General features: G+C 63.3%; 1 protein-coding gene. It reads left to right on the top strand.

What is annotated here, in order from left to right; genetic code table 11:
- Positions 1 to 66: 66 nt before the first annotated feature.
- The coding region (locus CVH10_RS17255) for a chemotaxis protein CheW (protein ID WP_146142979.1) at positions 67 to 488 on the top strand (422 nt) is incomplete at its 3' end.

The following is a 488-nucleotide window of genomic DNA, read 5'->3' as shown; positions in this document are numbered from 1 at the left end:
GATAGCCATTGCGTTGGGCCTGCATTCAGGAGCCCATCGATCAGGCCAACATCACCCGGAGATACCGTGAACACCACCGTTCTGAATGAAGTCGACGAGCGCACCAACCTCACCAGCAGCAACCGGTTCGAATTGCTGCTGTTCCGCCTCGGCGAATCGCCCCAGTCGGACCGGCGCGAGCTGTTCGGTATCAACGTCTTCAAGGTGCGCGAGATCATCGTGACGCCGACCATCACGGCGGTTGCGGGCTCGTCGCCCCACGTGCTCGGCGTGACCAACATCCGCGGCCAGCTGATGCCCGTGATCGACCTGCCGAGCGCCGTGGGATGCGTGCCGAAGAACGGACGCAACATCCTGCTCGTGACCGAATACGCACGGACGACCCAGGCCTTCGCTGTCGAGGAGGTGGACGAGATCGTGCGCCTCGAATGGAGCCAGGTGCTCTCGGCAGAGGGCAGCACCTCGGCCAGCGGCATGATCACCAGCAT

It is taken from the genome of Halomonas sp. ND22Bw (assembly GCF_003011945.1).
GTDB classification, from domain to species: domain Bacteria; phylum Pseudomonadota; class Gammaproteobacteria; order Pseudomonadales; family Halomonadaceae; genus Halomonas; species Halomonas halophila.
The sequence above is the reverse complement of the archived record's forward strand: the minus strand, read 5'-3'. Positions and strand labels throughout refer to the sequence as shown.